General features: G+C 63.8%; 23 protein-coding genes. 6 read left to right on the top strand and 17 right to left on the bottom strand.

Annotation, left to right across the window (positions count from 1 at the left end; genetic code table 11):
- The first annotated feature begins 14 nt into the window (after positions 1 to 14).
- Complete coding sequence (gene yjgA, locus ACFPPB_RS04620) at positions 15 to 569, top strand: ribosome biogenesis factor YjgA (protein WP_377324827.1); 555 nt, start codon at positions 15 to 17, stop codon at positions 567 to 569.
- Between the two features lie 604 nt (positions 570 to 1,173).
- Positions 1,174 to 2,757: an HNH endonuclease gene (locus ACFPPB_RS04615; RefSeq protein WP_377324825.1), complete on the top strand. Its 1,584-nt coding sequence runs from the start codon at positions 1,174 to 1,176 to the stop codon at positions 2,755 to 2,757.
- Positions 2,758 to 3,349: 592 nt separating this feature from the next.
- On the opposite strand, the gene tldD is transcribed toward ACFPPB_RS04615, so the two are convergent.
- Positions 3,350 to 4,789, bottom strand: coding sequence for a metalloprotease TldD (gene tldD / locus ACFPPB_RS04610; protein ID WP_377324823.1), 1,440 nt, complete (start codon positions 4,787 to 4,789; stop codon positions 3,350 to 3,352).
- A gap of 132 nt (positions 4,790 to 4,921) precedes the next feature.
- Between tldD and ACFPPB_RS04605 the strand changes: the two genes are divergently transcribed.
- Positions 4,922 to 6,127 (top strand): sterol desaturase family protein, encoded by a 1,206-nt coding sequence (locus ACFPPB_RS04605; protein WP_377324821.1) that lies wholly within the window; start codon positions 4,922 to 4,924, stop codon positions 6,125 to 6,127.
- Between the two features lie 24 nt (positions 6,128 to 6,151).
- On the opposite strand, the gene ACFPPB_RS04600 is transcribed toward ACFPPB_RS04605, so the two are convergent.
- Together ACFPPB_RS04600 and rng are read right to left on the bottom strand one after the other, a co-directional pair.
- Positions 6,152 to 10,051 carry a YhdP family protein gene (locus ACFPPB_RS04600; protein ID WP_377324819.1) on the bottom strand — a complete coding sequence of 1,300 codons (3,900 nt, stop codon included), beginning with the start codon at positions 10,049 to 10,051 and terminating at the stop codon, positions 6,152 to 6,154.
- Positions 10,052 to 10,072: 21 nt separating this feature from the next.
- The gene (gene rng, locus ACFPPB_RS04595; RefSeq protein ID WP_377324817.1) at positions 10,073 to 11,551 is read right to left on the bottom strand and encodes a ribonuclease G; all 1,479 of its coding nucleotides are present in this window, start codon (positions 11,549 to 11,551) and stop codon (positions 10,073 to 10,075) included.
- A gap of 135 nt (positions 11,552 to 11,686) precedes the next feature.
- Between rng and ACFPPB_RS04590 the strand changes: the two genes are divergently transcribed.
- On the top strand, positions 11,687 to 12,394 hold the full coding sequence (locus tag ACFPPB_RS04590) for a Dph6-related ATP pyrophosphatase (protein ID WP_377324815.1): 708 nt from the start codon (positions 11,687 to 11,689) through the stop codon (positions 12,392 to 12,394).
- Entirely contained in the window at positions 12,378 to 12,899 is a 522-nt protein-coding gene (locus ACFPPB_RS04585) for a mismatch-specific DNA-glycosylase (protein ID WP_377324814.1), read from the top strand. The genes ACFPPB_RS04590 and ACFPPB_RS04585 overlap by 17 nt, the downstream gene beginning before the upstream one ends.
- A 150-nt stretch (positions 12,900 to 13,049) precedes the next feature.
- Here ACFPPB_RS04585 and ACFPPB_RS04580 read toward each other — a convergent pair whose 3' ends face one another.
- Together ACFPPB_RS04580 and ACFPPB_RS04575 are read right to left on the bottom strand one after the other, a co-directional pair.
- On the bottom strand, positions 13,050 to 14,339 hold the full coding sequence (locus ACFPPB_RS04580; RefSeq protein ID WP_377324812.1) for a c-type cytochrome: 1,290 nt from the start codon (positions 14,337 to 14,339) through the stop codon (positions 13,050 to 13,052).
- Positions 14,336 to 15,097 carry a c-type cytochrome gene (locus tag ACFPPB_RS04575; protein ID WP_377324810.1) on the bottom strand — a complete coding sequence of 254 codons (762 nt, stop codon included), beginning with the start codon at positions 15,095 to 15,097 and terminating at the stop codon, positions 14,336 to 14,338. The genes ACFPPB_RS04580 and ACFPPB_RS04575 overlap by 4 nt, the downstream gene beginning before the upstream one ends.
- 221 nt (positions 15,098 to 15,318) lie before the next feature.
- On the opposite strand from ACFPPB_RS04575, the gene ACFPPB_RS04570 reads away from it, so the two are divergent.
- The gene (locus ACFPPB_RS04570; protein WP_377324808.1) at positions 15,319 to 15,447 is read left to right on the top strand and encodes a hypothetical protein; all 129 of its coding nucleotides are present in this window, start codon (positions 15,319 to 15,321) and stop codon (positions 15,445 to 15,447) included.
- Between the two features lie 79 nt (positions 15,448 to 15,526).
- Here ACFPPB_RS04570 and ACFPPB_RS04565 read toward each other — a convergent pair whose 3' ends face one another.
- The 12 genes from ACFPPB_RS04565 to rplR all read right to left on the bottom strand — a co-directional run bounded on the left by ACFPPB_RS04565 (position 15,527) and on the right by rplR (position 23,780).
- A complete protein-coding gene (locus ACFPPB_RS04565; RefSeq protein ID WP_377325051.1) occupies positions 15,527 to 16,897 on the bottom strand; it encodes a class II 3-deoxy-7-phosphoheptulonate synthase in 1,371 nt (456 codons plus the stop codon).
- A gap of 29 nt (positions 16,898 to 16,926) precedes the next feature.
- Entirely contained in the window at positions 16,927 to 17,430 is a 504-nt protein-coding gene (locus ACFPPB_RS04560) for a disulfide bond formation protein B (protein WP_377324806.1), read from the bottom strand.
- Between the two features lie 185 nt (positions 17,431 to 17,615).
- Positions 17,616 to 17,999, bottom strand: coding sequence for a 50S ribosomal protein L17 (gene rplQ, locus ACFPPB_RS04555; RefSeq protein WP_377324804.1), 384 nt, complete (start codon positions 17,997 to 17,999; stop codon positions 17,616 to 17,618).
- Positions 18,000 to 18,254: 255 nt separating this feature from the next.
- The gene (locus tag ACFPPB_RS04550; protein ID WP_056714883.1) at positions 18,255 to 19,253 is read right to left on the bottom strand and encodes a DNA-directed RNA polymerase subunit alpha; all 999 of its coding nucleotides are present in this window, start codon (positions 19,251 to 19,253) and stop codon (positions 18,255 to 18,257) included.
- 15 nt (positions 19,254 to 19,268) lie between these two features.
- Positions 19,269 to 19,895, bottom strand: coding sequence for a 30S ribosomal protein S4 (gene rpsD, locus ACFPPB_RS04545; RefSeq protein ID WP_072757720.1), 627 nt, complete (start codon positions 19,893 to 19,895; stop codon positions 19,269 to 19,271).
- Positions 19,896 to 19,906: 11 nt separating this feature from the next.
- Complete coding sequence (gene rpsK / locus ACFPPB_RS04540) at positions 19,907 to 20,293, bottom strand: 30S ribosomal protein S11 (protein ID WP_007513384.1); 387 nt, start codon at positions 20,291 to 20,293, stop codon at positions 19,907 to 19,909.
- Positions 20,294 to 20,377: 84 nt separating this feature from the next.
- Positions 20,378 to 20,734 (bottom strand): 30S ribosomal protein S13, encoded by a 357-nt coding sequence (gene rpsM, locus ACFPPB_RS04535; protein ID WP_149364222.1) that lies wholly within the window; start codon positions 20,732 to 20,734, stop codon positions 20,378 to 20,380.
- Between the two features lie 126 nt (positions 20,735 to 20,860).
- A complete protein-coding gene (gene secY, locus ACFPPB_RS04530) occupies positions 20,861 to 22,174 on the bottom strand; it encodes a preprotein translocase subunit SecY (RefSeq protein WP_377324801.1) in 1,314 nt (437 codons plus the stop codon).
- Positions 22,175 to 22,180: 6 nt separating this feature from the next.
- Entirely contained in the window at positions 22,181 to 22,612 is a 432-nt protein-coding gene (rplO, locus tag ACFPPB_RS04525) for a 50S ribosomal protein L15 (RefSeq protein ID WP_377324799.1), read from the bottom strand.
- Positions 22,613 to 22,617: 5 nt separating this feature from the next.
- A complete protein-coding gene (rpmD, locus tag ACFPPB_RS04520; RefSeq protein ID WP_377324797.1) occupies positions 22,618 to 22,815 on the bottom strand; it encodes a 50S ribosomal protein L30 in 198 nt (65 codons plus the stop codon).
- Complete coding sequence (rpsE, locus tag ACFPPB_RS04515) at positions 22,808 to 23,317, bottom strand: 30S ribosomal protein S5 (protein ID WP_072759978.1); 510 nt, start codon at positions 23,315 to 23,317, stop codon at positions 22,808 to 22,810. The genes rpmD and rpsE overlap by 8 nt, the downstream gene beginning before the upstream one ends.
- Positions 23,318 to 23,426: 109 nt before the next feature.
- A complete protein-coding gene (gene rplR, locus ACFPPB_RS04510; RefSeq protein ID WP_377324795.1) occupies positions 23,427 to 23,780 on the bottom strand; it encodes a 50S ribosomal protein L18 in 354 nt (117 codons plus the stop codon).
- Positions 23,781 to 23,812 lie beyond the last annotated feature (32 nt).

Here is a 23,812-nt window from a genome sequence, read left to right as displayed (position 1 = left end):
TGGAATTGAAACCCGTGAGCCCGAGCCGCAGCCGCAACCAGAACGAACTCGACGAAGTGGATTACGGCCCCAGCCGCACCCAGCAGCGCCGCGATGCACTCGCCGTACTGGTCTTGGCGCAGCAGCTGGTCGACCTGCAACCGAGCCGGCTGGCCAAGCTCGCGCTGCCGGACGACGTGCGCCACGAGATCGACGTCACCCGCCGCATCACCTCCCATGGCGCGAAGAAGCGCCAGCTCGCGTTCCTCGCCAAGGTGATGCGCCGCTACGGCGAAGAAGACTTCGCCGCCGTGCGCGCCGAACTCGGCGAGAATCGCGAGAAGCAGCGCCAGGAAAATGCCGCGATGCATCGCCTAGAAGCGATGCGCGATCGCCTGATCGCCGAGGACGAAAGTGCGCTCTCCGAGCTGATCGCCGAACATCCGCAGGTCGATCGTCAGCATCTGCGTTCGCTGGTGCGGCAGGCGCGCCTGGAAAAAGAAGCGCCGAACAAGCCGCCGCGAGCATATCGGGAGATTTTTCAGTTGCTGAAGGATCTGGGCAAGGCGGACGATTCGGCCGAGGGTTGAGCGACGACCGCGCCTCCCCACGCGACAAGCTTTTGTGCGAGCGACTTCAGTCGCGATGCCGTTGCTTGTTGTTTCTCTTGAACCCCAAAAGCATTTGGGCAGAGAGCTTTCGTCCGCTTTCGACAACCGGGTTACTTTAGGTCGTGGGTTCTTGTAGGAGCCCGCTCGCGGGCGATGCTCTTGCCTGTTTCTGCATCTGGCGCGAAGAGCTTTCGTGCGCCTTCGGCGCCCGAGTTACTTTCTCTTTGTGTGGCCAAAGAGAAAGGTAACCAAAGAGAAAGGTAACCAAAGAGAAAGGTAACCAAAGAGAAAGGCCACCCCGCTTGGCGCACAGGGGCCCCGGTAGAGCAGCGGGCCGTCGTGGCCCGCACTTTTCAGAAGAACCCGATCAAGAGCTCACTGAGCAACAGCTGAAGAATTTGAGCCGGACCAACCACTCAGCCGGCGGTTGATAGCAACCTGCGTATTCAGGTAATGCTCGCATCTCTTTCCGGTAATTACTGATCAGTTTGCTGGTCGTGATCAGGGGTTTGGGCTTAGACCACCCACTCAGTACTATTCATCGATGCGAACGGGCCAGTTCCGAACTGCAACAATCAATTCGATGAGCAGAAATATCTACCACAAGTTTGAAATCATCGAACAGTCGCCCACACCGGATGGCTGGATCGTTGGTGTGGACCCTATTGATCTGGCCGGAGCTTTTGGCTTATCGGATGAGATCTATGTTTTGCTCTGCAAACTCTCAACCTGCGTGGTTTGCGGTGAGCGAACTGAAGCGCTTGAGCACCACCGCGCCTGCGTTCGAGATCTGGATCCCATCACCGACTACCGTCGAGGTGTCGCGTTCACGCGAGCCGCAGGAAAGCTAGGTTTCTTAATCCCAAGGGAGACCTATAGAGAGCAATTCAGCCCAGTCTATGATCGGGGGTGGCAGGACCGTCAGCGCAGCACGCGTGCCTATCGCCGTGCCAGAAACGGCGGCTCGTACACGGTCAAGGACGTGTGTGAGCTACTGAAGTCCCAACAGCATCGCTGCTACTACTGCTTCACGCCCTTCGGTGAAAATGGCGAAGGCGGCTACCATTTTCACCGTGATCACATGCAGCCACTGGCAGGCGGCGGCACGGATAATATCGGTAACATCGTCCTGACGTGTGCCGCCTGCAACATGGACAAAGGCCAGGAGGACTGGGACTCCTTTCTCTCGCGCCGCATGCAACGTGTATTGGCTAGCGATCAAAATACGCTGATTGCGATACACCGCCAGGTCGCGGAATGGAAAAGCCATCTCCCAACGCGGAGACCTAACGCCCTTGCGTGGGATAAGGCTCTGGCAATAGACGGGCATGGACCGTCGTTATCAGCCAATCATGCTTCGCCCGAGCCACACCTGAAACTGAGCTTGGACTTTGTGCCGTTTCAGCTCGTAGGAGACAACCTACGTTATCGCATAGGGCCCAAGCGCTGGGAGAACCTGGCAACCGCAGTGATGCGTGCGGCCGCATATACGTGTTCGATTTGCCGGCATCAGGTATGTGAGGAAGAGGCACATAGCCTTCTAGCGTATGAGGAATGGGTCTATGCCCATATCGCGAGGCCTGCGACGGCACGACTTCAAAGTATCAGGTGTGTCTGCTCCAAGTGCTGCACGGTGCTGCACTTCGACGAGACCCGTGAAAAGGTGACTGCAGGCCAATGGAAGGAGAGCCAGCTGGATGATGCGATCACGCAGTTTTGCAGGATCAATGCTTCCGACGCCGGGGTGCTCAACGCGTTGGACCGGTGTGAAATGGACTTGCGACGCAAAAACATGCACGTTTTCTATGAGCTGGCGTGGGGACGCTTCGAACCTTTGCTAGGGAAGCGCATCCGGCAGGAACACGAGTTCACCATCACGGATCACAAGCTCAGGCGATCGGAGAGCCACGAAGGACCGGGGTATTTGATTGGCAATGTTCCGCTGCCGATTCCCGACGGATGGTCGACTGTGCACGTGGTGCCCCTGTTCGATGCGACGAGAATATCCGGAATGCGAAAGAACACCTTGATCTCTGAAATGCTCCCCATCAACGGCGAGTTAGGCCACTATGGGAAGCTGTCGGCACAGGCCTGGCGCGGACGCAAGTTCGGCGAATACCGCGACGCAGCGGAACGCGAACTTGCAAGGATACGCGGTCGTAAATAGCGCGTCGGGGCTAGCAGGCTGACGAGCAACCACTTAATTCAAGGACTTGGCATTTCGGCTCTTCGGCTCTCGCAACCGCGCAGCGGTTGCGCACCGAGTGCGGGCCAGGATGGCACGCTGCTCTACCCGGGGCCCCTATGCGGCGGTGAGGCGGGGTCGACAGGCCCCGCAGGGGAATCGACAAGGATGTCGATTCCTTTTCGCCAGGACAGGAGTCCTGTCGAAAAGCCCGGCCCTGGCTCACGGACTTGCCGGGCAGGAGCCCGGCAAGCGCCAAGCGGGGTGGCCTTTCTCTTTGGTTACCTTTCTCTTTGGCCACACAAAGAGAAAGTAACTCGGGCGCCATAGGCAAACGAAAGCTCTGCACTAAATCAGCAAAAACAAGCAAGAGCATCGCCCGCTAGCGGGCTCCTACATGTAGAACCCGCGACGCGAGTTAACTCGGCTATCGCAGGCAGATGAAGGCTCTTCGCTCTGGATACCAGAGCGAGCAAGAACATCGCGCGCGAATCGGTTCTCGGAACAAAAAAGCAATAGCCACCTCACCCCAACCCTCTCCCCCGGCGGAGCCGTGGGAGAGGGAGCAGAAAGGTTACGAGGCCGTCCCACCCACCGTCATCGAATCAATCTTCAACGTCGGCTGACCCACGCCGACCGGCACGCTCTGCCCATCCTTTCCGCACACGCCGACACCTTCATCCAGCGCCAGATCGTTGCCGATCATCGAGACGCGATTGAGCACGTCCGGGCCTGAGCCGATCAACGTGGCGCCCTTGACCGGGCGAGTGATCTTGCCGTCCTCGATCAAGTACGCCTCAGACGCGGAGAAGGTGAACTTGCCATTGGTGATGTCGACCTGGCCGCCGCCGAAATTCGGTGCGTACAGACCCTTCTTCACCGAGCGGATGATCTCGGCCGGATCGTGCTGGCCGGCCAGCATGTAGGTGTTGGTCATGCGCGGCATCGGCAGCGCGGTGAACGACTCGCGGCGGCCATTGCCGGTAGGTGCCATGCCCATCAGGCGCGCGTTGAGCTTGTCCTGCATGTAGCCTCTGAGGATGCCATCCTCGATCAAGGTGGTGCACTCCGTCGGCGTGCCTTCGTCGTCGATGCTGAGCGAACCGCGGCGACCCGGCAACGTGCCGTCGTCGACGATGGTGACGCCCTTGGCGGCGACGCGCTGGCCGATGCGGCCGGAGAAGGCGGAGCTGCCTTTGCGGTTGAAGTCGCCTTCCAGGCCGTGGCCGATCGCCTCGTGCAGCAACACGCCGGGCCAGCCTGGGCCGAGCACTACCGTCATCTGCCCGGCGGGTGCATCGACGGAATCGAGATTCACCAGCGCCTGGCGCACCGCTTCATCGGCGAACGCCAGCGCCCGGCCGTTTTCGATCAGCTCGCGATAGCCGTAACGGCCGCCGCCGCCGGAATTGCCCTGCTCGCGCCGGCCGTTCTGCTCGGCGATCACCTGCACGCTGAGGCGCACCAGCGGACGCACGTCGGCGGCGAGCGTGCCGTCGGAGGCGGCGATGAGGATGGTGTCGATGGTGGCGGCGAGGCTGACGATGACCTGCTTGACGCGCGGGTCGCGCGAGCGAGCGTACGCATCGACCTCGCGCAGCAGCGCGATCTTGTCGGGGTTGGGCAGGCTCTCGACCGGATCGATCGCCGGATACAGCTGGCGCGCGCCGTTCAATGCCAGCGGCTTGCCGGCACCGTTGCCGTCGTGCGCGATCGCGCGCGCGGCTTTCGAGGCTTCCAGCAATTGCGGCAGCACGATCTCGTCGGAGTAGGCGAAGCCGGTCTTCTCGCCGCTGATCGCGCGCACGCCCACGCCCTGCTCGATCGAATGGCTGCCGTCCTTGACGATGCCCTCCTCCAGCAGCCACGACTCGCTGCGCGAATGCTGGAAGTACAGGTCGGCCGCGTCGATCGACGGGCCCATCAGCTGGGTGAATACACGGTCGAGGTCGCCGGTGGCGATGCCGCCGGGGGACAACAATTTGCTTTCGGCTAGCGTGATCAGGGAATCCATGGGCTTTGTTCGTCTGCGGTCGATCGGTAACTATCCCACATGGGGCTGCCGCCGGCCGCTTTAAAGCCTCGGCGCGGGCGCTGCGCTACCATGCGGGGCAACGCCGGCCGGCGTCTGACGTGAAGGATCACCATGAGCGAACACTCCAAACGCGAGGCTGCGCGCGAAGCCCTGGGCCGCGCCGTGAAGGCGCCGGTCGCGCAGACCCGCGAACTGCTGCACGCCGACGGCGGGCTGACGCCCGGCCGCGGCATGATCACCAGCATCATCGCGCTGTCGCTGGGCTTCCTGTGCCTGCTGGCAGTGCTGGCGTTCCATTTTCCGCAATACCTGACCACGCCGGATCTGCGCCACAAGTATTCGGTCGACGTGATCCGCCAGTTGCTGCTGGTCGGCTTGCTGGCGGCCGGCGGCATCTCGCTGGGCAATCTCATCCTCGATCGCCAGCGCAATCTCAATATCGTGGCGTTCGTGCTGGTGATCGCGGCGGTGGCACTGGGCGGCTCGCGCGTGCCGGTGGGCAATTTCCCGGATCACACCCCTTACATCGGGCTGGACTGGTTCATCCTGGACCTGCTTGGCTCGACCTTGATCTTCGTGGTGATCGAGAAGCTGTTTCCGCTGTACAAGGGCCAGGCGATCTTCCGCAGGGAATGGCAGACCGACCTGAAGCATTTCGCGGTGAACCATTTCATCGTGGGGCTGGCGCTGCTGACGGTGAATTTCCTGCTGCACCACATGTTCGGCTGGCTGGTCAGCAGCCATTTCCAGCAGACCGTGCAGCACATCGTGTTCGTGCCGCAGTTGCTGCTGTGCGTGCTGGTCGCCGACCTGGCGCAGTACTGGACGCACCGCGCGTATCACGAGGTGCCTTTCCTGTGGCGCTTTCACGCGGTGCACCACAGCGTGAAGACGATGGACTGGCTGGCCGGCTCGCGCCAGCATATGCTGGAGCTGATCTTCACCCGCGTATGCGTGCTGGCCCCGCTGTACATCCTCGGCTTCAGCGAAGCGGCGATGAACGGTTACATCCTGATCGTGGGTTTCCAGGCGGTGTTCAACCACGCCAACGTGCACCTGCCGTGGGGACCGCTGAAGTACCTGGTCGTGACGCCGAATTTCCACCACTGGCACCACGCCTCCGACGACGAGGCGATCGACAGGAACTACGCCGCCCACTACGCGTTTCTCGATTACCTGTTCGGCACGGCGGTGAAGTCGCGCAACAAGTTTCCGGAGCGCTACGGCGTGGTCGGCGATTACATGCCGGACGGCTTCGTCAAACAGCAGCTGTTTCCGTTCCACGGCAAGCAGACGCCGGCCGAGCCGCTGGCGTAATCACGCGGGTTGCAGTCCTGCGGGTCAGGGATGGATCGAGCTGGCCGCGGCGGGTGGCCGCACGCTGCCCGTCGCGGCGGGCAGGCCGGCGGCGGGCAGACTGGTGGCGGGATTGAGCAGCAGCGGCGGCGTGTTCGTGGCGCCACGCTTCTCGATCAAGGTCATCACCGGCTTGTCCCAGGTTCCGGTGACCTTGTAACGCGCGCTGGCCGCCTGATTCAGCCCCCTGCCGAGCAGGCCCTGCACGGCGAAGCCCGCTGCCGCACCGATCGGGCCGCCGACCATCGCACCGACCAGCGGCAGGCTGTTGCCGACATGCGGCACCACCCGCATTTCCTGGTCGTAATCCTTGGCGCGCAAACCGGTGCGGCCGGTGATGCTGATGTTCGCCGCCGGGCCGGCGATCAGCAGGTTGTCGGTGGTGGCATTGCCGTTCGCCAGATGAAAGTCGCCGGCGATCGAGTCAAATGCCAACCCCTTGCCGAACACGTCGCCGAAATCCAGGGTGAGCCGGCGCGGCACTTCGGCCAGCGAGACCAGTCCCAGCAGGCGCCCCACGCCCGGCGATGTCGCCTCGGGAATGCGGCCGTCGTTGACGTGGATGCTGAGGGTGCCGTCCATCGTGGCCAGCGACAGCGCGCTGGGGCTGCCTGGCCAGGTGGCGTCGAGCTGGTCGTGCGTCTTGCCGCCGTTGACGAGCCCGTCAAAGCCCAACGCGCCCAGCATCGCGCCGAGATCCTCGGCCGAAAAATTGATGCGCATGTGAGTGTGGCTGTTGCTGGCGTTGCCGTTCCAGTCGCCGCTGGCGTTGATCTGCACGCGGCTGGACAGCGCGCGCAGCTGCTCGATATGCATGCCGGCCGCCGTCGGCCAGGTTTCCAGCCGTGCTTCGCCCAGCTTCGAGTCACCCAGGCGCAGGTCGCCGATCCAGAGATGGAACGGCGGCAGCGCTGCCGGATTGATGCCGGTGTTGGCGGGATCGGACGGCGGCACGACTGCAGCCTTGGTGCCGGCGGCCGGCGAGTTTGCGGCCGGCCAATACAGCCGCTGCAAGCGCGCCGTGACGCCGCGCTTGTCCAGCTCCTGGGTGGGCACACTGAAATTGCCCGCCATCGTGGCGCCATCCACATCCACGCTGAGCACATCGGGTTGCGGCGTGGCACGCAGTTTCAGCGCCCCCATCGGACGGCCGAACCAACCGGCCTGATCGGTGCTGACGTCGAGGCTCTCCAGTCCCGGGCCACCGCTACCGCTGCCTGCCACCGTCTGCTGCACCCAGCCGGTGATGTCCAGCCGGCTGGCGTGCCCACGGATGCGCAGGCCGCTGGTGGGCAGCGCATCCGGCATCTGGTTGCCGAATGCCAGCGTACCTGCCAGTGGATGCTGCGCGCCGTCGGACAGGCGCAGGTGCCCACGTGCCACATCGCCCAGTCCGAATTGCAGGTCGCTGCCGCCGACCGGCAGGCTCATGGTCATGTGCAGCGGCAGGCTCGCCGCCGCCGGCTTGTCCAGCGGCGCCGGCAGGCCCAACGTTATCCCGTTCAGTGGCGAATCGACGCTGAGAGTCTGCGCCAGCGCATCGCTGCCCGGCACATGCGCGATCGTGAAGCCGATATCGAAGTCGCTGCGACCGTCGGCCAGTTCGCCGAGCCAGTTGAGCGACGGATAGTCCTGCACCAGCTCGGACATGCGGTAACTGCCCTGCAATTGCGCCGACAACACGGTGGCCGGGTCGCTGTTGGCCGCTGCGATCGCCAGTTGCAGTTTCGACGGCTGGCCGCGAAAGCCGGCATCCAGCGGGCCGGCCTGCATGCCGTGCAAGTTGAAGCGCAACGGCCCGTTGAGTTTGTCCAGCTTGAGGTTCCAGTCCGGTGCGCTGAGGTCGGCATCCTTCAGCTGGGCGTTGCCGTCCAGCTGAGCATCCTCGGCCTTCTTCAGCGGCAGGCTCAGGTGAAAATCGAAGGTGCCGCTGCCGCCCAGATTCAGCTTGGCCAGCGTATCGGCCTGACGCATGCCGATCGGGCTCTTGCGCACGAACTCCATCAGGCTGGCGCCGCTGCCGTTGCCTTGCACGCTCAGATCGAGCAGGCCTTCGCCGAAATCCGGGATCAGCGCCACCGCCTTGTCCGCCTTCACACCCAACGACTGGCCGCTGCTGGCCTCGACCAGCATGCCGTTGTTGATGAAGTTGGCCACGGCGTTGATACCTTCGGCGTGCGGCCACTCCTTGCCGTAGTCGAGGGTGAGGTTGCTGATCACCGCACGCGCCTCGAAGCGCCCTTCGTTGTGGCGGAATGGCCAGTCCGCGAGGTCGCCGCGCACCAGCACCTGCGCCTGGTCGATGTTGCCGGCCAGCAAGCCCCGATCCAGCCAGGCGATGGTGCCGGGCGACATCGAGTCCAGCGGCCAGAACAGTTTGGCCGCAAGCACGTCGGCGTGGTCCAGCGTGGCGTAGAGGTCGAGGAACGGGCGGCCCTGCGCCGGCAGGATCACTTCGCCACGGGCCTGCCCGGCATATCCGGTGCCGGCGAAATCCAGCGTGTCGACGCCGATATGCCAATCACCGTCCTGCGGCCAGAATGCCAGCGTGCCGGCCAGTTGCGACATCACGAAGGGCTGCCGGAATTCGTGTGAAAACTGCAGCGTGGCGGCCTGTGCCGGCAGCTCCAGCGACAGCGCCTCGGCGTCGCCGCGCAGCTCGCCATGCAGGCTGCTCAGGCCCGGCAATTTGCCTACCGCGTCGATGCCCAGGTCGTTGAAGGCCACCGCAACGGCTTGCAGCCCGCCGGCACGATTCCAGCGCAGTGCTACGCGGCTGAGGTCGCCGCGGGGGTGTCCACTGCCCAGCCACTGCGCCAGGGCGGGCGCCAGATCCGGTTTCAACGCCAGCCATGGCAGCAGCGGCGCCAGTTGCAGCTTGCGTGCAGCGACACCCGCGCTGGCCCGAGCGCTGCCAGGCTGATGCAGGCTCAGCGCCAGGGCGCTGCCGTCGTCGCCAGCCCAACGCACGTCGTAGCCATCGCCGCTCTGGCGCACGCCGACCAGCCCGTGCAGGGCCGCCACACTGGCGGCGCCCCCGGTGGGCGCAGTCACCGTCAGCGTATCCAGGTCGAAGCGGATCAGGCTGCTGGTCAGCGTGCCCTCGCGCCAGTCCAGCCATGCGCTCAACTTGCCATGGCCCTGGTTGGCCGTATAACCACCCGGATCGATGCCGTTCAACAGCGGCTTCAGATCGACATCATCGAAGCCCACCCACACCTGACCGGCGCGACCGTCCTCGCCGAAGCGACCGGCCGTGTGCACGGCGGCATTCACGCCACTGCGCTGCAGCACGCCGCCGAAGCGGATCTGGCCGCCTTGGTGACTCAGGCGCAATTGTCGGGACAGCAAGGTGTACTGCTTGTTCAGCAACGCGTCGGTGACCACCACGCGAAGGTCTTCCAGCCACAGGTCCACCGACATCTGACCCAACGAAATCGGCTGCCGGTTGCCACCGCCGGCGACGCCGATGCCGTTGACGTGCCAGCCGCCGGCATCGTGCAGCAGGTCCAGTTGCAGGCCACGTACATACAGGTTGAGCAGGTGCCGAGACGGCAGCAGCCAGCCGCCGAAATCGAGTTTCAGCTCGGACTCGGGCAGCTGCAACGCCGCACCGCTCTCGCCTGCCGCCGCGCCGATCGTCACGCCGTGCATCACGAACAGCGGGCCGGACGGCGTCCAGCGACCTTCCATCGAGGCGAAGCTGACCGGCCGCTGCAACCGCTGGCTGAGCTGGGCGGCCACCCATGCCGGATGCCGCGCCAGCAATGGCAGCAGCAACTGGGTCAGCGCCACCAGCACGGCGAACAGGATCACCGTCACCCCGGCGGTCCAGCCCAGCGCGCGGGCGCAACGATGCAGCCTCCGCTGCCACAGCGCGTTCACGCGCGGCAATCCGGGCCGGATTTACAGCAAAACAACATCAAACTGTTCCTGCGAATAATGTTCTTCAGCCTGAAAGCGTATGCTTTTGGAGATGAACTCTTCCAGTTCGGCCACCGCGCCGGACTCTTCCTCCAGGATGCGGTTGACCACGGCGGGGTTCGCCATCACCAGCAGCTTCTGCGCGTTGAACTGGCGCACCGCCCGGGTGATCTCGCGGAAGATCTCGTAGGTCACCGTTTCGGCGGTCTTCAGCACGCCACGGCCGTTGCAGGTCGCACACGGTTCGCACAGCTGGCGCGCCAGGCTTTCGGTGGTGCGCTTGCGGGTCATCTCGACCAGGCCCAGCGCCGACATCGGATACACCGTGGTCTTGGCGTAGTCGCGCGCCAGCCCCTTGTTCAGCATGCGCAGCACCTGGCGCTTGTGCTCCTCATCGTTCATGTCGATGAAGTCGATGATGATGATGCCGCCCAGGTTGCGCAGCCGCAGCTGGCGCGCCGCAGCCTGCGCCGCCTCCAGGTTGGTGCGGTAGACCGTCTCCTCCAGGTTGCGCGAGCCCAGATAGGCACCGGTGTTGACGTCGATCGTGGTCATCGCCTCGGTCTGGTCGACGATCAGGTAGCCGCCGGATTTCAGCGGCACCTCCTTCTTCAGCGCACGCTGCATCTCGTCCTCGACCCCGTACAGGTCGAAGATCGGCCGCTCGCCGTCGTAATGCTCGATGCGGTCGTCCAGGCTCGGCATGAACTTGTGCACGAACTTGACCACCTTCTCGAAGGTGGCGCGCGAATCGATCCGCACCTTCTCGATGTCGTCGTTGAGCATGTCGCGCAAGCTGCGCAGCGGCAGCGACAGCTCCTCGTAGACGCGCTCGCCCACCTTGGCCTTGGCGATGTTCTCCTGCACCACCCGCCACACCTTGGTGAGGTAGGCAACGTCGAACGCCAGCGACTCGGCGCTCTGCCCCTCGGCATTGGTGCGCACGATGTAGCCCATGGGATGTTCGCCGATCAGCGGCGTCAGCACGTCGCGCAGCCGTTGGCGTTCAGCCTCATCCTCGATCCGGGCCGAGATGCCAAGAGTGCGCGCGTACGGCAACAGCACCAGGTAGCGCGAGGGAATCGACAGGTGCGCCGACAGCCGCGCACCCTTGGTGCTGATCGGATCCTTGACCACCTGCACCACGATCTCCTGGCCTTCGTGGACCAGTTCGCTGATCGAGGGGACGTGGCCGTTGCCGTTCGATTCCACGCCGTCGACAGACGCCGGCTGCGGGCGAACGATGTCCGAGGCATGCAGAAACGCGGCGCGCTCCAGCCCGATCTCCACGAACACCGCCTGCATGCCCGGCATCACCCGCTGCACCCGGCCCTTGTAGACATTGCCGACATAACCACGCCGGGAGGCACGTTCGACATGTACCTCCTGCAGCATGCCGTTCTCGACCACGCCCACCCGCGTTTCTCGCGGGGTCACGTTGATCAGGATTTCTTCACTCACCGCATACTCCCCGAATTGACCATCTTTATAACGGCTGCAGGCGCGGCCTGTCGATGAGCCATTTCATGGGAACTGCATTCCGGCTCCCGATATCGCAAAATGTCGCTGATTGCCGCCCCGGCAGGAGTTCGCAACATGAGTACCCCGATTCTGCTGGCCTGGAGCGGCGGCAAGGACTGCCTGCTGGCGCTGCAACGCCTGCTTGCCGATCCGCAGTGGCAGGTGGCCGGCCTGCTCACCACGGTCAACCGCAACTACCAGCGCGTGGCGATGCACGGGGTACAGCACGAAGTGCTGCGGGCGCAGACCGCCGCGCTGGGCCTGCCGCTGGTCGAGGTGCTGCTGGACTGGCCCGGCAGCAACGAAGCCTACGAGCAGGCCCATGCGCAAGGGCTGGTCGAGGCGCGCATGCGCTGGCCGGGCATCCGCCATTGCGCATTCGGCGACCTGTTCCTGGAGGACGTGCGCGACTACCGCGTGCGCCAGTTGGGCCGCGAGAACTGGCGCGCGGTATTTCCATTGTGGGGCGAGGACACCGCCGCGCTGTCGCGGCGCTTCGTCGCCGAGGGCCATTGCGCGATGCTGTGCTGCGTCGACACCCAGCAGCTTGACGCGGGGTATTGCGGCCGCGCTTTCGATGCCGCCTTGCTCGATACGTTGCCGGCCGGGGTCGATCCCTGCGGCGAGCGCGGCGAATTCCACACCCTGAGTTATGCCGGCCCGCTGTTCCGCCAGCCACTCAAGCTGCGCCGCGGCGAATCGGTGCTGCGCGATGGGCGTTTCCAGTTCACCGATTTCCTGCTGGACAACAGCCGACTCGACGGCCATGCCGCAAAAAGCTGACCGCCACATCCTGCCCGATGTGCTGCAGCCCGACCTCGCGCTGGTGTTCTGCGGCACCGCCGCCGGCAAGCGCTCGGCCGCCGAGCGGGCCTATTACGCCCACCCCGGCAACCTGTTCTGGCGTGCGCTGTTCGAGGCCGGGCTGACCCCGCGTCAACTGGCGCCGCCGGAGTTTCCTCGACTGCCCGACTACGGCATCGGCCTCACCGACCTGGCCAAGCGCCATAGCGGCAACGATAGCGAGCTGCCGCGCGACGCGTTCGACGTGCCGGGCCTGATCGGCAAGATCGAACGCCATCAACCGCGCCTGCTCGCGTTCACCAGCAAGAACGCGGCACGCGCCGCCCTCGATCATGCCGCGCCCTACGGCCTGCAGGATGAGACCTTCGGCGATACGCGCCTGTTCGTGCTGCCGTCGCCTTCGGGACAGGCGCGCGGGCATTGGGATCTCGGTCCATGGCTGGCGCTGGGCGAGCTCTACCGAGCACTCAACGCCAACTCGTAGGAGCCCGCCAGCGGGCGATGCTCTTGGCTCTGGATGGTTGATTCGAAGCGAAGAGCAAGGGCATCGCCCGCGAGCGGGCTCCTACACAAAGAGCCGCACCAGGATCGAAAGTGCCGCACCAGGATCGATTACAAAAGAGCCATACCAAGATCAATCGATGGGCGTGTGCCGATACCGGCTGACATCCTCGGGCCGAACCACCGATGCCTTGTTTGTCCACGAGCGCCTCATGTAGCTGACCACGGCCGACACCTCGCTGTCGCTCAGCTGCTGGGCGAATGACGGCATCGAATACGGCCGTGGATTGGCAGCAGTCGCCGGCGCAAAACCTCCCAGCAAGACCATCCGGGTCGCATTGAGACCGGTCGGCTCGGTCACCGAGGAGTTGCCGTCCAGTGGCGGATACACGCTGGCGACGCCGCTGCCGTCCTTGCCATGACAATCCGCACAGTGCTGCGTGTAGACCTTCTCGCCCTGCTGCACGATCGCCCTGGCATTGAACAGCTGCGGTTCTTCCGGCGAAAGCGCGCGCGGCGGCAACGACTGCAGATAGGTGGCGACCGCGTGCAGGTCGTCGTCGCTCATGTGCTGGGTGCTGGTCGCGACCACGTCGGCCATCGGGCCGAACGCCGCGCCCCTGGCCGATTGACCGGTCTTCAGCAGGTCGACGATGTCCTGCGCGTTCCAGCCCTGCAGGCCACCGTTCTGCCGCGTGCTCAGATCCGGCGCGTACCAGTTCTGCATGGGAATCTGGCCGCCGGTCAGATGTTGATCGCCGGACGTCCCGCCCAGCGAATCGCGCGCCGCGTGGCATTCATTGCAGTGGCCCAATCCCTGCACCAGGTAGGCGCCGCGATTCCATTGCGCCGACTGCGCCGGGTCAGGCTTGAACACACCCTCCCTGAAATACAGCGCACGCCAGGCGGCCAGGCTCTTGCGCACGCTGTACGGGAAATCCAGCGTCGATGAGGGAGCCGACTGGTGCACCGGCGGCAGCGATTGCAGCCAGGCAAAGATCGCCAGCGCATCGTCGCGCGTCACCTTGGTGTACGAGGTATACGAGAACGCCGGATACAGCAGTTCGCCGTGCCTGCCCTTGCCGACGTGCAAGGCCTGCCAGAAATCCTCGAAACTCCAGTCACCCAGGCCGGTGCTGCGATCGGGCGTGATGTTCGGCACCGGAATGTTGCCGAACGGCGTCGGCAGCGATCGTCCCCCGGCGAGGCGCGCACCGCCTTGGGCAGTATGACAGCCGGCGCAGTCGCCGAGCGTGGCCAGGTATTCGCCCCGCGCGATCAGGGCGGGATCATGCAACGTCGCTGCGGTCACGGCGCTCATGGCCACTGACGTCGGTCGACGACCGCCACCGAAAAACAACCAGCCCAGCAACAGCGCGATCAGTACAACGATCAGCAGCAAGCATCGACGCAGCCATTTCATGCGCCGTCTCCGGTCGCACCAAGGACGCCGCAGCGCAGCGGCGGCGTCACCGAACCGGCCGCCTGCGCATGCGTGTCGGCCGGCAACGGGCGGCTGGCCAGCGAGGCGGCCACCGCGGTGATGTCCGAGTTGCTCAGCCGGTTGGCCACCAGCGCCATGCAGTCCGGCGCAACCGTGGCGCGGGTGTGCGTGCGCCAGGAGCCCAGCTGCGCACTGAGGTAGTCGTACGGCAGGCCGACCAGTCCTGGCGTGGACGGTTCTACGCCGGTCAGCTGGCTGCCGTGGCAGCTGGTGCAGGCGGGGATCTTGCGTGTGGGGTCACCCTTGCTGATCAGCTGATCGCCACGCTGCAGGGTCGCCGCAGAAACCGACGGCACCGGCGAGTGGCTGTAGGGCACCTGCTGCGCGGAAAAATACTCGGCGATTTCCCGCATGTAGGCCGGACTCAGCTGGCGGACGGTGTATTCCATCGGCGCGTACTTGCGCAGGCCGTTCCGGAAATCCTGCATCTGCCGCGCCAGATAGGCGGCCGGCTTGCCGGCCAGGCGTGGAAAATATCCGCTGCCCGGAGTCCCTTCGCCGTGCACACCATGACATGTGGTGCAGGCCGCGATGCGCTGCTGCAAGGTGTCGGGCGGTACCGGATGTAACGGTGGCGCATCGGCGGCGCGGCTGGCGGCGCCGGACAGCATGGCGACCGCAAACAGGACTGCGACACCGAACGGCTTGGCAATGCGCAGACTGGCGTTCGGGTTCATCGGCCAATTATAGGGGCGTAGCCGGCGTGCGCAGCACCGATCGGCTGAGGCATGGCGCTAAGCTGCGCCATCGCGACAACATGCCGCATTCATCGAACCCCGGAGGTTACGTTAGCCGTCCAGCCGCCGATCTTGCCGCACTCGTCACCGCATTGCTCGCAGTTCCGGCCATCGCAACGGACTCCGCGACACCCGCCTCCGCTTATGCGCCGATCGCGCACATGGCGACGGATCCGGCCACGTTGGCTATCGGCAGCGGAACTGATGGGTCGATCATCTGCGCCACCTCGCAGTCGCTGCAGTTTCTAGCCACGGTCGGCGGCAAGCCGGTTGCCGCGATGAAACGTTAGTGTTCCCTTGATGCAGGCTTACCGGCGTGCCATGCAAGTCCATGCCATGACGGCTGCCATGGAAATCACTCAGCTGCCGTCAGCTGTTGCCGCCGACCGACTTGCGCACGATCAGCATCGCCAGCTCCAGCGACTGCTCGTAGTTGAGGCGCGGGTCGACCATCGACTTGTAGGCCCGATCGAGGTCGGTCTCGGACAGATCGCGCGCGCCGCCCATGCACTCGGTGACATCCTCGCCAGTCAGCTCCAGATGCACACCGCCCAGCCGGGTGCCGACCGCCGCGTGAATGTCGAACGCCTGATCCAGCTCGCCGCGGATATTGTCGAAGCGGCGGGTCTTGTAGCCGTTCGAGGTGCTCTCGGTATTGCCATGCATCGGATCGGCTACCCACAGCACGCGGCGCCCTTCGCGCTTCACCGCTTCCAGCAACGTCGGCAGCGCCGTGGCGATCTTCGCATTGCCCATGCGATGGATCAGGGTCAGTCGCCCCGGCTCATCATCCGGGTTCAGCGCGTCGATCAGCGGCAGCAGTTGGGCCGGGGTTACCGTGGGGCCGACTTTCACGGCAATCGGATTGCGAATGCCGCGGAAATATTCCACATGCGCACCATCCAGCGCTGCGGTACGCATGCCGATCCACGGGAAATGCGTGGAGAGATTGAAGAAGCCGGGATGGCGCGGCACTTGCCGGGTCAGCGCCTGCTCGTAGTGCAGCAGCAAGGCTTCGTGCGAGGTGAAGAAGTCGACCTTGGAGAAGCCGGCAATCGGGCCAGCCAATGTCTCCATGAAGCGCAGCGAGTCGCCGATGCCGGCGACCATCCGCCGGTACTCGGCCGCCAGCGGCGAATGCTCGACCCAGGCCAGGTCCCAGTATTCCGGGTGATGCAGATCGGCGAAGCCGCCGTCGATCAGGGCACGCACGAAGTTCATGGTCAGCGCCGAATGCGCATGCGCCTGGATCATCCGCTGGGGATCGGGCCTGCGCGCGGCGGCGGTGAATTCCGGGCCGTTGACCAGGTCGCCTCGGAAACTCGGCAGGCTCACTCCGTCACGAACTTCCAGATCGGTCGAGCGCGGCTTCGCGTACTGGCCGGCAAAACGGCCCACCCGCAGCACCGGCTTCTTCAGCCCGTGCACCAGCACCAGGCTCATCTGCAGCAGCACTTTCAGCCGGTTGGAAATGATCGGACTGGTGCAATCGGCGAAGCTTTCCGCACAGTCGCCGCCTTGCAGCAGGAAGCGCTTGCCGTCCTGCGCCTCGGCCAGTGACTGCTTCAGCGCGAGCACCTCCCACGACGTCACCAGAGGGGGCAGCCTGGCCAACTGGGCGCCGGCTGCCGCCAACTCGATCGCATCGTCATACTGCGGCTGCTGCAGCGCCTCGCGCTGCTGCCATGAGTCGGGAACCCAGTAGCTGGGCACGGAAGCGTCGGGCAAACCGGCATTCATCGGTACGGCCTTGATCACGGTAGGAGCATTCATTTCAGAGAGCTTCGCCGGCGCGTGGCGACGACCGCCAATACGGCCAGCGCGATAAACCACAGCAGGGTCCAGGCCGGCATCGGCAGGCCCAGGATCGGCTCGACCTTGGCGCACTCGCCGGAGCCGGTGAATACCAGTTGCAGCACCCTGGCGAACGGGAACGCGCTGAACATATAGTCCAGCGGCGGCCCGCACGACGGAATCTGGTCAGCCGGCAGCGACTGAATCCACAGATGGCGAGCCGCCACGGCGATGCCGAACAGCGACCCCAGCAGCACGCCGCCGGTATAGACCCAACGTGCGCCGCCGCGTGGTGCATGCAATGCACCGAGCAGGAAAAACAAGCCCATCACGATGAAGCCGACCCGCTGGAAGATGCACAGCGGACAGGGGAACAGGCCCCAGTATTTTTCTGTGAAGAGCGCGAACCCGAGCAGGCCGGCGCAGATCAGGAAACCGACGATGAAACTGACACGGTACGACCAGCGGAATGGATTCATGGCACTTTGCTGCGTTGCGGAACAACGACATTACCTGTTCGCCAGCGCGCTGTCAGCAGCGCGGCGAAATTCAGCGGAAATTCGCGATTTGCCACCCCAGAAAGCAGAAACCCGGCGGGTTGCCCGGCCGGGTTTCTGGATATGGACTTCTGAACGCCCACCCGATCAGGCAACGCCCGGCCGGCTTATTCGGCGTCGACAGCCTCGACCTGGGGGCGACCGACCAGCTCGACATACGCCATCGGCGCGTTGTCGCCCGGGCGGAAGCCGCACTTGAGGATGCGCAGGTAGCCGCCGGCACGCTCGCGGTAGCGCGGACCCAGCTCGACGAACAGCTTGCCGACCGCCTCCTTGTCGCGCATGCGCGAGAACGCTAGGCGGCGGTTGGCGACGCCGTCGACCTTGGCCAGCGTGATCAGCGGCTCGGCCACGCGGCGAAGTTCCTTCGCCTTGGGCAAGGTGGTACGGATCAGCTCATGCTTGATCAACGAGGACGCCATGTTCTTGAACATGGCCTCGCGGTGCGAGCTGGTGCGGTTGAGTTTGCGACCGGATTTTTGGTGGCGCATGGCAAAAGTCTCTATGTCTGTTGTTATGAAAAGCCGGCACCTGTGTCCGGCTTCCCGCGGTTACCCGCTTATATGGCCTTGTTGAATCCGAGGCTCTGTCTTGAAAACCCCATCGGAGCAAACGCTCTTGTGAGGAGTGCGGCCATGGGTGGCCGCTTCTGGCGCACAGTCAGGGCGCTACGCACACCCTGACTGCATCTAGCTACACAGCGATCAAAGACGATCGCACGAACATTCGTTCGCAAAAATACCTCGTCAACCCAGCTGCATGCCGTGCGACAAGCCCGGCGGCGGCCAGTTCTCGAGCTTCATGCCCAGTGCGAGACCGCGACCGCCCAGCACATCCTTGATCTCGGTCAGCGACTTCTTGCCCAGGTTCGGCGTCTTGAGCAGCTCGACTTCGGTCTTCTGTACCAGATCGCCGATGTAGTAGATGCTCTCGGCCTTCAGGCAGTTCGCCGAACGCACGGTGAGCTCGAGATCGTCGATCGGACGCAGCAGCAGCGGATCGAAACCGCTCTTCTCCGCCTTGTCGGTAGCGCTCTCGCGACGCGAGAAATCGCCGAACACCGACAGCTGGTCGTTGATGATCTCGGCGGCCTTGCGAACCGCGTCTTCCGCACCGATCGTTCCATTGGTCTCGATGTCGAGAACCAGCTTGTCGAGGTTGGTGCGCTGCTCGACACGAGCGGCGTCCACTTCGTAAGCCACGCGCAACACGGGCGCAAACGACGCATCCAGCTGCAGGCGACCGATCGGGCGCGCCTCGTCATCCGGATGCTGGCGCGTGCTGGCCGGCTGGTAGCCGACGCCGCGACGCACCTTCAGGCGCATGTTGAGCGCGATGTCCTTGGTCAAGTGGCAGATCACGTGCTCGGGGTTGATGATTTCCACCGAGTGGTCGACCACGATGTCGCCGGCCGTGACCACGCCCTTGCCCTTCTTGGACAGGGTCAGGGTGACTTCATCACCCGTATGCTGACGGATCGCCACGTCCTTGAGGTTGAGCAGGACTTCGATGACGTCCTCCTGCAGGCCTTCCAGGGTGGTGTATTCGTGCAGCACGCCATCGATTTCAACCTCGACGATGGCACTGCCAGGGATCGAGGAGAGCAGCACGCGACGCAGCGCGTTGCCCAGGGTATGGCCGAAGCCACGCTCGAGCGGCTCGACCACCACCTTGGCGCGGTTGGCTCCGAGCTGTTCGACGCTGAGGCCCCGAGGCCGCAGCACACTAGTTGACGAAACTGCCATGCAGAGCTCCGGTAATTACTTCGAGTAAAGCTCGACGATCAATGCTTCATTGATGTCGGACGGCAGGTCACCGCGATCCGGCACCGACTTGAACGTACCTTCAAATTTCTTGGCGTCGACTTCGACCCAGACCGGACGCAGATCCATGGTGTCGAAAATGGTCGCCGCTTCCTGTACGCGCAACTGGGCGCGGGCCCGCTCGGTCAACGCAATCGCGTCGCCGGCACGAACCTGGTACGAAGGAATGTTCACCTTCTTCCCATTCACCAGGATCGCCTTGTGGGCTACCAGCTGGCGAGCCTGGGCGCGGGTGACCGCGAAACCCATGCGATAGACGACGTTGTCCAGACGGCTTTCGAGCAGACGCAACAGGTTTTCACCGGTGTTGCCCTTGATCGTCGACGCCTTGGCGTAGTAGTTGCTGAACTGACGCTCGAGCACACCGTAGATGCGCTTGACCTTCTGCTTCTCACGCAACTGCACGGCATAGTCGGACATGCGCATGCGCTTGTTCGCGCCATGCTGGCCGGGCTTGTTTTCCAGCTTGCACTTGGAGTCCAGCGCGCGGGCCGGGCTCTTCAGGCTGAGATCTGCACCCTCACGACGGGCGAGTTTGCAGGTAGCTCCACGATAACGGGCCATGGGTATGCTCCTTAGACTCGACGCTTCTTGGGGGGACGGCAGCCGTTGTGCGGAATCGGCGTGACGTCGATGATGTTGAGCACCTTGTAGCCCAACGCGTTCAGTGAACGCACCGCCGACTCGCGGCCCGGGCCGGGGCCCTTGATGCGTACTTCCACCGTCTTCACGCCGTAGTCGCCTGCAGCACGGCCAGCCTTTTCGGCGGCAACCTGGGCAGCGAACGGGGTCGACTTGCGCGAGCCACGGAAACCGGCGCCGCCGGCAGTAGCCCACGACAAGGCGTTGCCCTGGCGATCGGTGATGGTGACGATGGTATTGTTGAAGGAGGCCTGCACGTGCGCCACGGCATCCGTGACAACGCGCTTGATCTTCTTCTTGGTCTTGACCGGCTTAGCCATGGTTTAGAGGCTCTTTGTTAATCAGTGCGGCCACGGACGGCCGCTTTTTGATCTTCGCGATCAGGGAAGATCGCACTGGTGCAATCACTTCTTGATCGCGCGACGGGGACCCTTGCGGGTACGTGCGTTGGTACGCGTGCGCTGGCCGCGCACTGGCAGGCCGCGACGGTGGCGCAGGCCACGATAGCAACCCAGATCCATCAGACGCTTGATGGCCATACCCACCTCGCGGCGCAGATCGCCTTCGACAATGTACTTGCCGATCTCGTGGCGGATTTTCTCCACCTCGCCTTCACTGAGGGACTTGATCTGGGTGGTGGGAACCACGCCAGCATCCACGCAGACCTTCCTGGCCCGGCTGCGGCCGATACCGTAAATGCTCTGCAGACCAACCCAGACGTGCTTCTGGACCGGCAAATTGACACCCGCGATGCGCGCCATGATGTACTTTCTCCGATGCGTTTCGTGCGCGGTAAACGCGCAATTCTAACTTGAATTACCCTAACTGGAAAGCCCTGCGACACCGCGGTGCCGCCACTCCCCGACTTTGACCGCCCGTCCGCAGCCTCAGCTGCGACGCAGATTGGCCTTCTTGAGCAGACTTTCGTACTGGTGACTGACCAGATGCGCCTGCACCTGAGCCGTGAAATCCATCACCACCACCACCACGATCAGCAGCGACGTGCCACCGAAGTAAAACGGAACATGCCAGGACTGCTGCATGAACGACGGCACCAGACACACCAGCACCAGATACAACGCACCGACACCGGTCAGACGAGTCATCACCGCATCAATGTAACTGGACGTGGCCCGCCCCGGACGAATCCCCGGAATCAGCGCACCCGACCGCTTGAGGTTGTCGGCGGTCTCGTCGGCGTTGAACACGATCGCCGTGTAGAAGAACGCAAAAACGATTACCAACACCGAAAATACAATTTCGTACAACGGATTGCCCGGACTCAGCGACTGGGTCAGATCCTGCAGCCAGCGCGACTGCTTGCCCGTGCTGAACCAGCTGATTGCAGTAGCCGGGAACATCAACAGGCTGGAGGCGAAGATCGGCGGAATCACGCCCGACATATTGATCTTCAGCGGCAGGCTGGAACTCTGGTTCATATAGGCCTTCTGCCCACCCGAACGCCTTGCGTAGTTCACCGTGATGCGCCGCTGGGCGCGCTCCATGAACACCACGAAGGCAGTCGTGAGCAGCACCAAACCAAGCACCATCAGCAGCTTGATCAACGACAGTTCGCCGTTGCTGGCCATGCCAAGGGTATGCACTACCGCACCCGGGAGACCCGCGACGATGCCCGCAAAGATCAGCAGCGAAATGCCGTTGCCGATACCGCGCTCCGTCATCTGCTCGCCCAGCCACATCAGGAACATCGTGCCGGCAGTAAGCCCGACCACGGATGACATGATGAAACCGAAACCGGGCGTGTAGACCACCGGCGCGCCGCCGGCGGCAACCTGGTTCTGCAGCGCCACCGCAATACCGAACGACTGGAACGCTGCCAGTGCCACCGTGGCATAGCGCGTATACATCGTCATCTTGCGCTTGCCGGCCTCGCCTTCCTTGCGCAGGCCCTGCAGGCTCGGCACCACCGAGCCCATCATCTGGAACACGATCGACGCCGAGATGTACGGGATCACGCCGAGCGCGAACACAGAGAACCGTGCCAGTGCGCCACCCGAGAACATGTTGAACATGTCCATCAGGCCGTTGCCGTTGACCAGGCTGGTCATCGCCTCCGGGTTGACGCCCGGAACCGGGATGAACGACCCGAGCCGGAACACCACCAGCGCACCGATCACGAAGAAGATGCGCTGACGAAGCTCCGTCAGCTTGCCGAGTGCTATGCCCTTGGCTGCTGCCACCGTCAATTACTCCACGCTGCCGCCGGCCGCTTCGATGGCTGCCTTGGCGCCGGCGGTAGCCAGCAGACCCGACAACTTCACCGCACGACCGATTTCACCCTTCAGAACCACCTTGACCTTCTTCGCGCGGCTGTTGATCAGGCCAGCCTGATGCAGCACGACGGCGTCGATCACGTCAACCTTGAGGTTGGCCAACTGGTACAGGAATACCTCCTGACTCTCGGCTTTCGTCTTCGAGCGGAAACCGACCTTCGGCAACCGGCGCTGCAGCGGCATCTGGCCGCCCTCGAAGCCGTACTTGTGGGTGCCGCCCGCACGGGCATGCTGACCCTTGTGGCCGCGACCGGCGGTCTTGCCCATGCCCGAACCGATACCGCGAGCGACGCGCAGACGCGTCTTGTGCGAACCGGCGGCCGGCTGAATGTCATTCAAACGCATGATGCTTACTCCTCGACCCGGACCAGGTAATAGACCGTGTTGATCAGGCCACGAACCTGCGGGCTGTCCTTCAGTTCACGGACGTCGTTGATCTTGCCCAGGCCCAGCGCCTTGACGCTGAGGCGATGACGCCCCTGCACGCCGCGCAGGCCCTTGACCAGGCGTACGCGCACGGTCTTGTCGGTTTGTTGAGACTTAGCCATTGCCGAGCACCTCATCCAGGGTCTTGCCACGCTTGGCGGCGATCTTCTTGGGCGAGGCAACCGCCTGCAGGCCCTTGATGGTGGCGCGCACCAGGTTGATCGGGTTGCGCGAACCGACGGCCTTGGCCAGCACGTTCTTGACGCCGACGACTTCCAGCACGGCGCGCATGGCGCCACCGGCGATCACGCCGGTACCTTCGGAAGCCGGCTGCATGTAGACGCGAGCCGCACCGTGGTTGGCCTTGATGGCATACCACAAGGTGCCGTTATTCAATTCGATGTTCACCATCTGACGGCGGGCACGCTCCATCGCCTTGGAGATGGCAACCGGCACTTCACGCGCCTTGCCATAGCCGAAGCCGACCTTGCCCTCGCCGTCACCGACCACGGTCAGTGCGGTGAAGCTCATCTGGCGGCCGCCCTTGACGGTCTTGGCCACACGGTTGACGGCAATCAACTTTTCCAGCAGGCCGTCGGAATTTTCGCGATCGGTAGAAGACATGTTCTTTTCCATGTGCCCGGCGAACCGGGACTTTGCTTGCGGCTGAGCCGCTTGGAGTTGTAGGTGACACAGAGGACATCAAGCACAGCCTGATTTCCGGGTAGTGCTTTTAGAACTTGAGGCCCGCTTCGCGCGCCGCATCGGCCAGCGCCTTGATGCGGCCATGGAAACGAAAGCCGGAGCGGTCGAATGCCACCGACTCGATACCCGCAGCCATCGCACGTTCGGCGACCGCCTTCCCCACCGCAGCAGCGGCGGTCAGGTTCTTGGTGCCCTTGAGACCATCGGCGACCGACTTCTGCACAGTGGAAGCCGCAGCCACCACGTTCACGCCGGAAGCGTCGAACACCTGCGCATAGATGTGTTGACCGGTGCGATGCACCGACAGGCGGGCAACAGCCAGCTTGCGGATATGGCAACGCGTGGACTTGGCACGGCGCAGGCGATTTTCGTTCTTGTTCATCGTTAATTCCTCGAAAGCGGATCGGCTTGTAT

The organism is Rhodanobacter terrae (assembly GCF_042657005.1).
Classification (GTDB): domain Bacteria; phylum Pseudomonadota; class Gammaproteobacteria; order Xanthomonadales; family Rhodanobacteraceae; genus Rhodanobacter; species Rhodanobacter terrae.
This window is presented reverse-complemented; position numbering and strand designations above follow the sequence as displayed.

What these genes read in the sequence shown, in the direction of transcription:
- ACFPPB_RS04615 (WP_377324825.1), top strand. Translation starts at nt 1,174, where the DNA reads ATGAGCAGAAATATCTACCACAAGTTTGAAATCATCGAACAGTCGCCC.
- tldD (WP_377324823.1), bottom strand. Translation starts at nt 4,789, where the DNA reads ATGGATTCCCTGATCACGCTAGCCGAAAGCAAATTGTTGTCCCCCGGC.
- ACFPPB_RS04605 (WP_377324821.1), top strand. Translation starts at nt 4,922, where the DNA reads ATGAGCGAACACTCCAAACGCGAGGCTGCGCGCGAAGCCCTGGGCCGC.
- ACFPPB_RS04590 (WP_377324815.1), top strand. Translation starts at nt 11,687, where the DNA reads ATGAGTACCCCGATTCTGCTGGCCTGGAGCGGCGGCAAGGACTGCCTG.
- ACFPPB_RS04585 (WP_377324814.1), top strand. Translation starts at nt 12,378, where the DNA reads ATGCCGCAAAAAGCTGACCGCCACATCCTGCCCGATGTGCTGCAGCCC.
- ACFPPB_RS04580 (WP_377324812.1), bottom strand. Translation starts at nt 14,339, where the DNA reads ATGAAATGGCTGCGTCGATGCTTGCTGCTGATCGTTGTACTGATCGCG.
- ACFPPB_RS04575 (WP_377324810.1), bottom strand. Translation starts at nt 15,097, where the DNA reads ATGAACCCGAACGCCAGTCTGCGCATTGCCAAGCCGTTCGGTGTCGCA.
- ACFPPB_RS04570 (WP_377324808.1), top strand. Translation starts at nt 15,319, where the DNA reads ATGGCGACGGATCCGGCCACGTTGGCTATCGGCAGCGGAACTGATGGG.
- ACFPPB_RS04565 (WP_377325051.1), bottom strand. Translation starts at nt 16,897, where the DNA reads ATGAATGCCGGTTTGCCCGACGCTTCCGTGCCCAGCTACTGGGTTCCC.
- ACFPPB_RS04560 (WP_377324806.1), bottom strand. Translation starts at nt 17,430, where the DNA reads ATGAATCCATTCCGCTGGTCGTACCGTGTCAGTTTCATCGTCGGTTTC.
- rplQ (WP_377324804.1), bottom strand. Translation starts at nt 17,999, where the DNA reads ATGCGCCACCAAAAATCCGGTCGCAAACTCAACCGCACCAGCTCGCAC.
- ACFPPB_RS04550 (WP_056714883.1), bottom strand. Translation starts at nt 19,253, where the DNA reads ATGGCAGTTTCGTCAACTAGTGTGCTGCGGCCTCGGGGCCTCAGCGTC.
- rpsD (WP_072757720.1), bottom strand. Translation starts at nt 19,895, where the DNA reads ATGGCCCGTTATCGTGGAGCTACCTGCAAACTCGCCCGTCGTGAGGGT.
- rpsK (WP_007513384.1), bottom strand. Translation starts at nt 20,293, where the DNA reads ATGGCTAAGCCGGTCAAGACCAAGAAGAAGATCAAGCGCGTTGTCACG.
- rpsM (WP_149364222.1), bottom strand. Translation starts at nt 20,734, where the DNA reads ATGGCGCGCATCGCGGGTGTCAATTTGCCGGTCCAGAAGCACGTCTGG.
- rplO (WP_377324799.1), bottom strand. Translation starts at nt 22,612, where the DNA reads ATGCGTTTGAATGACATTCAGCCGGCCGCCGGTTCGCACAAGACGCGT.
- rpmD (WP_377324797.1), bottom strand. Translation starts at nt 22,815, where the DNA reads ATGGCTAAGTCTCAACAAACCGACAAGACCGTGCGCGTACGCCTGGTC.
- rpsE (WP_072759978.1), bottom strand. Translation starts at nt 23,317, where the DNA reads ATGTCTTCTACCGATCGCGAAAATTCCGACGGCCTGCTGGAAAAGTTG.
- rplR (WP_377324795.1), bottom strand. Translation starts at nt 23,780, where the DNA reads ATGAACAAGAACGAAAATCGCCTGCGCCGTGCCAAGTCCACGCGTTGC.